Genomic DNA, 7,506 nt, shown 5'->3' with positions numbered 1-7,506 from the left:
ACACCCGACCCATCCCCACCCACTGCGACCCCTGACCCGGAAACACAAACACCACACCACCGAGGTCGCGCGCGGTGCCGGTCACGTAGTCGGCAGTGGCCGCTGGGGAGCCGGCGCCGCCGGCCAGGGCCGTCAGGGCGCCGGTGAGCGCGGCCGTGTCGCTGCCCACGAGCACCGCGCGCTCCTCCAGGGCCGCGCGGGTCGTGGCCAGGGACCAGGCCACGTCGGCCGGATCCGGCTGCGAGCCCGCGACGGCGTTGGAGAGCCGGGCCGCCTGCCGTGCGAGCCCGTTGGTGCCGCGGGCGGACAGCACCCACGGCACGTACTGCGATCCGGTGTCCCCCGCGGCCGCGGCGGGCGGCGCTGCGTGCGGCTCGGGCCGGTCCGGAGCCGCTTCCAAGATCACGTGCGCGTTGGTACCGCTGATGCCGAACGAGGACACCCCCGCCCGCCACGGCCGATCCACCTTCGGCAGCGGCCGCGGCGCCGAAAGCGCCCGCACCCCGCCCGCAGACCAGTCGATATGGGGCGAGGGGTGTTCGGCATGCAGTGACCTGGGCAGAGTTCCGCGCTGCAGTGCCTCGGCCATCTTGATCACTCCGGCGGCGCCCGCCGCGGCCTGCGTGTGGCCGATGTTGGACTTCACCGAACCCAACCACAGCGGGTCGTCGGGCGCGCGGTCGGCGCCGTAGGTGGCGATCAGCGCTTGGGCCTCGATCGGATCGCCCAGTTTGGTGCCGGTGCCATGGGCTTCCACCGCGTCCACCTCGGTGGCGGCGACGCCCGCATCCGCGAGCGCGCGCGTGATCACCCGCTGCTGGGCTGGGCCGTTGGGTGCGGTGAGCCCGTTGGAGGCCCCGTCCTGGTTGACGGCCGAACCCCGCACCAGCGCCAGCACTTGGCGGCCCGCCCGCTCGGCGTCGGAAACCCGTTCCAGCACGAGCACACCGGCGCCCTCGCCCCAGCCGGCGCCGTCGGCGGCGGCGGAGAACGCCTTGCACCTGCCGTCGGCGGCCAGGCCGCCCTGGCGTCCGAACTCGATGAACATGTCTTCGCCCGCCATGATCGTCGCACCGCCGACCAGGGCGAGTGAACACTCGCCGCGGCGCAGCGCCTGGACCGCGAGGTGCAGCGCGACCAGGGCCGACGAGCACGCCGTGTCGACGGTGATGGACGGCCCGGCCAGCCCGAGCGTGTACGACACGCGTCCGGACAGCACCGCTGCGGCGTTGCCCGTGGCCATCAGTCCGGCAAGCTCGGGGATCGCGCGCACGTTCTGCGTATAGTCGTGCAGGCTGGACCCGAAGAACACGCCGCTGTCGGTGCCGCGCAGCGCGAGCGGATCCACCCCCGCCCGCTCCAGCGCCTCCCAGGAACACTCCAGCATGAGCCGCTGCTGCGGATCCATCGCCAGCGCCTCACGCGGCGAGATCCCGAAGAACTCCGCGTCGAACCCGCCGGGCCGGTCCAGGAAACAGCCCGGCACCAACGCGTCGCTGCGCCACCCGCGGTCCAGCGGCGGTTCGCAAACGGCGTCGGCCTCCTGCTCCAGCAGCTTCCACAGGTCGGCGCCGGAGGCGATTCCGCCGGCGAATCGGCAGCCGGTGCCCACGATCGCGACCGCCGCGCCGCTCCCCTGGAGCTCTTGGAGTTCTGAGTTGGCCTTGCGCAGCCGCTCGTTCTCGCGCAGTGCGGCGCGGAGTGCCTCGACGAGCTTGGTGGAGTCGTCGTGCTGCCCGCGGTTTTCCATCAGTCGTCTCCCAGCGCCATCCGGATGAGGTCGTCGGCGTCCATCGACGCGAACTCGTCGCCGGACATGTCGTCGTCGGCGGGAACGAGCTGCTCTTTCAGGTATTCGGCAAGGTCGACCGGGGTCGGATAGTCGAAGACCAGCGTCGGCGGTAGCACGAGCCCGGTCGCCCCGGAGATGCGGTTGCGCAGGTCGACGGCAGTCAGCGAATCGAACCCGAGGTCGGTGAAGTGCCGCCGGGGTTCGATCGCCTCGCTCGACGCGTGGCCGAGCACACCGGCGACCATCCCGCGGAGTTCGGTCAGCAGCACCCGGTCGCGTTCGGCGTGGGTCAACCCGGTGATCCGGGCCCGCAGCGGCGCATCGGATTCCGCTTCGGGGCGCTCACCGACGGTGGTGGTGTCCGCGAAGCGGGCGAGCAGCGGGCTCGGGCGGGCCGCCGTGAAGTGCTCCAGGAAAAGCGGCATGTCGAGGTCGGTTACGGTGACCGCGGCCTCGCCGGATTCGACGGCCGTCCGCAGCGCTTCGAGCGCCTGCTCCGGTTCCAACGGCCGCATGCCGGCGCGGCGCATCCGCTGGGTGACGGCGTCTGCGGCCGCCATTCCCCTGTTGCCCCAGGGGCCCCAGTTGATCGTGGTCGCGGGCAGTCCCCGGCTGCGGCGATGGTGAGCGAGCGCGTCCAGGTAGGCATTGGCGGCGGCGTAGTTGGCCTGGCCGGCGTTGCCCCAGGTGGCGGCCACCGAGGAGAACATCACGAACCGGTCCAGATCGTGGTCCTCGGTGAGGCGGTGCAGGTGCCACGCGCCCTGCGCCTTTGGTCCGAATACCGATTCGAGCCGGTCCGGCGTCATCGTCTCCAGCATCCCGTCGTCGAGCACGCCCGCGGCGTGGATGACGGCGGTCAGCGGGTACCGCTCGGGAATGCCGCCGAGCACCCCGCCGAGTTCCGCGGGGTCGGTCACGTCGCACTTTGCGAGCGTCACTTCGGTGCCGAACCCGGCCCGGAGCTCGGCGGCCGTATCGGCGCCGGCCCCGCTGCGGGAAAGCAGCAGCACATGCTCGGCTCCAAGGCGTGCGAGCCAGCGCGCCACTTCGGTGCCGAGCGCTCCGGCACCGCCCGAAACCAGGACCGTGCCCCGGGGCTGCCACGGCTCCGCGGGCGCCCCGCCACCGCGGTCCCGGGTCAGCCGCCGGCCGAGCACGCCGTGCGCGCGGATGGCCAGTTGGTCTTCGCCGCCGGAAGCGGATACCAGCGTGCACAGCTGCCGGAGCTGGTAGTCGGCGGGCTCTGCCGGGAGGTCGACCAGGCCGCCCCAGCGCTCGGGGTACTCCAACGCGGCCGACCTGCCCAATCCCCACAAGGGGGCCTGCCCGGGTTCGGCCGGGGCGGCGCCGGGCGCCGGGGTGACGGCGTCTTGGGTGACGCACCAGAACGGGGCGGCGATACCCGCGTCGCCCAGTGCCTGGAACAGCGTCATCGTCATGGTGAGGAGGGCGGTGTCCGGGGCGGCGGAGCGGGACGGCCGGGTTGCGCCGTTTGCGTGGTCCGGTGCGAGTAGCGAAACGACCCGGTCGATCGGCCCTTCCAGACCGGCGAGTTCATCGGCCAACCGGCCGCGGTCGGCGGCGGGGTCGACTTCGATGACCCAGGCTTGGGTGCCGCGGGAGTCGAGGAGGCGGCGGAGGTCCTCGCCGAGCCGGCCGGAGGTGCCTCGCGCGGTTGCCAGGATCCAGCGGCCACCGTGCGGTTCGTACCGGTGCGCAGCGGCGATCGGCTGCCATTCGACCTGGTAGCGCATGCCGCCCAGTGCCTGTTGCCGGTCGTGGCGCAGTCGCCAGGCCGCGAGCGCGGGCAGCACGGTGTCCAGTCCGGCTTGGCCGTCGATTCCGAGTTCGGTGGCGAGGTAGTCGGTGTCCTTGCACCGGACGGCCGCCCAGAACCGGTCCGCGGCGGGATCGGGTTCGTTGGCCGCGTTGGTTGGTGCGGGGTCGTGGCACAGCCAGTAGTGGTCGCGTTGGAAGGGGTAGGTGGGCAGGTCGACCCCTGCCGGCGAGGAACCGGTCGGGTCGTGGGTGCCGGTGATGACGGCGGGCCAGTCGACACCCCCGCCCTCCACATACAACCGGGCCACCGCAGTCAACAGGGTGTCGGCCTCAGGCCGGTCGCGGCGCTGGGTCCCCACCACCACCGCCCCCGGTGCGGCCTCACCCACCGCCGGCACCAACACCGCATCCGGACCCACCTCCACAAACCGGCCCACACCCCGTTCCACCAGATCGGCCACCCCCGCCCCGAACCGGACCGGCCGGCGCACATGCGAAACCCAGTACTCCACCGAACACAGCAACTCCGGATCCGCCAACTCCCCCGTCAAGTTCGACACCACCGGCAACTCCGGCCGGTGGAACGCAATGTGTTCCAGAGACCGGGCGAACTCGGCCACCATCGGATCCATCCGCGGCGAATGGAACGCATGACTCACCCGCAACCACCGCGTCTTACGACCCCAGGAAGCAACCGTCTCCGCGATCTCCCCGACCGGATCCGCATCACCCGAAACCACCACCGAACCCGGACCGTTGACCGCCGCCACCCCCACCCGATCGGCCAGGCCCTCCAGCAGCGGAAGCACTTCCTCCTCCGTCGCCTGCAGCGACACCATCGCCCCACCCGCAGGCAACGCCTGCATCAACCGGCCCCGCGCCGCCACCACCGCACACGCATCCCGCAACGACCACACCCCCGCCACATAAGCGGCCGCGAACTCCCCCACCGAATGACCCATCACGTAATCCGGCGCAACACCCCACGACTCCAGCAGCCGGAACAACCCGACCTCATAGGCAAACAACGCCGGCTGGGTGTAGCCGGTCTGATCGACCAACTCGCCGCCGCAGAAGACGACCTCGCGCAACGGCCGCTCCAGCAGCACATCGAAATGCGCACACACCTCATCCACCGCCGCCGCGAACACCCGATACCGCGCATACAGGTCCCGGCCCATCCCCGGCCACTGCGACCCCTGACCCGAGAACACCACCGCCAACGGCGCCTGACCAGCGGCACCACCGCCGCGGACGACGTTCCCGGCACTACCGCCCCCGGCCACCGCACCCAACCCGGCCAGCAGCTCCTCCCGGGCCGAACCCAGCACCACCGCGCGGCGGCCCAACCCCGCCCGCGACCGCGCCAACGACCACGCCACATCCACCACCGGCAGCTCCGCCACCGGCCCCCCGGGCTCACCCAACTGCGCCGCCTGCGCCGCCAACCCCGCACCATCCCGCGCCGACACCACCAACGGCACCGGACCCGCAGCAACGGCAGCAGCACCACCGGCAGCCGCGCCGCTGCCGACCTCAGCAGCCTCGGCGTCGGCCGGGACCGGGGAGAGTGGTTCCGCGCCTTCCGCCGTCTCGTCCGCGCTGTCGGCCTGTTCCAGCACCACGTGCGCGTTGGTGCCGCTGATCCCGAACGACGACACCCCCGCCCTGCGCGGGCGACCATTGCGTTCCCACGGCCGCGGCTCGGACAGCACCTCGACCGCGCCGGCGGACCAATCCACGTGCGGCGACGGCACCTCGGCATGCAGGGTCTTCGGCAACCGGCCGTGCCGCATCGCCTCCACCATCTTGATCACCCCCGCCACACCGGCGGCCGCCTGGGAGTGGCCGATGTTGGACTTGACCGACCCCAACCACAACGGGTCGTCGCCGGGCCGGTCGGCACCATAGGTCGCCAGCAGCGCTTGGGCCTCGATCGGATCGCCCAGCGACGTCCCGGTGCCGTGGGCTTCGACCGCATCGACCTCCGCGGCCGACACACCCGCATCCGCCAACGCCCGCGCGATCACCCGCTGCTGCGACGGACCGTTCGGCGCCGTCAACCCGTTGGACGCCCCATCCTGGTTGATGGCCGAACCCCGCACCACCGCCAACACCGGGTGGCCCAGCCGCTGCGCATCCGAGAGCCGCTCCACCGCCAGCACACCCGCGCCTTCCGACCAGCCGGTGCCGTCCGCGCCTTCGCCGAACGCCTTGCACCGGCCATCGGCCGCCAACCCGCCCTGGCGGGCAAATTCGGTGAACACGCTGGGCGTGGCCATTACGGTCACGCCGCCCGCCAACGCCAGCGAGCACTCCCCCCGCCGCAACGCCTGCACCGCCCAATGCAACGCCACCAACGACGACGAACACGCCGTATCCACCGAAACCGCCGGCCCCTCCAACCCCAGCACATACGACACCCGCCCCGACGCCACACTCGGCGCCGACCCCGTCAACCCATAGCCGCGGGCCGCCTCCTCCCGCGACGCCTCCACCGCCGACTGATAACCCGAATACGTCACGCCCAAAAACACCCCCGCATCACACCCCCGCAAACTCGCCGGATCGATCAACGCACGCTCCAACGCCTCCCACGAACACTCCAACGCCAACCGCTGCTGCGGATCCATCGCCAACGCCTCACGCGGCGAAATCCCGAAAAACCCCGCATCAAACGCCCCCGCCGCATCCAAAAACCCCCCCGTCCCCCGCACCGCCCACCCCCGGTCCCCCGGCGAAAGACCGATCGCATCACCACCGGACTCCACCAACGACCACAACTGCTCCGGCCCACACACACCCCCCGGAAACCGGCACCCCATCCCCACAATCGCAACCGGCCCACCCGCATCGAGACCTTGCGGCTCAGCAACCCGAACCCGCGCGCCAGCCGGTTCCGCACCGACCAACTCCTCCAACACATGCACCGCAAGCCGCTGCGGCGTCGGGAAATCGAACACCGCCGACGCCGCCAACGACGCCCCCGTCGCCGCACACACCCGATCCCGGAACTCCACCGCCGTCAGCGAATCGAACCCCAGATCCCGAAACGACCGGTCCACATCCAAACCCGCCCCGTCACCGTGGCCCAACACCACGGCACCGTGCTCGCGGATCAACTCGACCAGCACCCGCTCCTGCTCCACCCGCGGACGCCCGACCAAGTCCAGGTTGTCCGCTGCACCAGCAGTGGGGAGTTCCGCGCGCAGGGCGGCGCTCGCCTCCGGGATTTCACCGAACAGCCGCTCCATTCCGGCCGCGGCGAACGCCGGCGCCAACCGGGACCAGTCCACATCGGCCACCACGGCGTGCACATCGCCACCCGCCACGACCCGGCCCAACGCGGCGATACCGATCTCCGGCGTGATCCGCGACAACCCCGACCGGAGTAGATGTTCCATCACCTCGCCATCGGCGGCCATGCCGCCACCGCCCCACGGGCCCCAGGCGATGGCCGTGCCGGCCAACCCTGCATTGCGCCGATACGCCGCCAGTCCGTCCAGAAACGCGTTGCCCGCGGCATAGGCGCCCTGGCCACCCGAACCCCACACACCCGAAATCGAGGTGAACAGAACGAACAACCCGAGATCGCAGCCGCGCGTGGCCTCATGCAGGTTCCACCCGCCCACCACCTTCGCCCGCGCCACCGCCGCGAACTCGTCCCACGTCAACTCATCCAACACCTGGTTCTGCACGGTTCCAGCCGCATGCACCACCCCGCGCAACGGCGGACCACTCTCCTCGACCCGGGCAACCGCCGCGGACACACCCGCCGGATCGGCCACATCACACGCCATCACGTCCAGACCGATCCCATGGGACGACAGGAACTCACCGAGATCGGCAAGCGCCTCATCGTCGCGAGCACCGCTGCGGCTGAGCAGCACCACCCGCGCCACATCCAGATCCGCCAACCACCGGGCCACCCG

General features: G+C 71.5%; 2 protein-coding genes. Both read right to left on the bottom strand.

The features are described from left to right. The coding region (locus ACYVD5_RS08980; protein WP_461000482.1) for a type I polyketide synthase at positions 1-1,750 on the bottom strand (1,750 nt) is incomplete at its 3' end. After that, complete coding sequence (locus tag ACYVD5_RS08975; RefSeq protein ID WP_461000483.1) at positions 1,750-7,503, bottom strand: type I polyketide synthase; 5,754 nt, start codon at positions 7,501-7,503, stop codon at positions 1,750-1,752. The genes ACYVD5_RS08980 and ACYVD5_RS08975, both read right to left, overlap by 1 nt. Positions 7,504-7,506 lie beyond the last annotated feature (3 nt).

This window comes from Streptomonospora sediminis, assembly GCF_054778995.1.
Note: the sequence above shows the minus strand (reverse complement) of the source record. Positions and strands in the feature narration are given on the sequence as shown.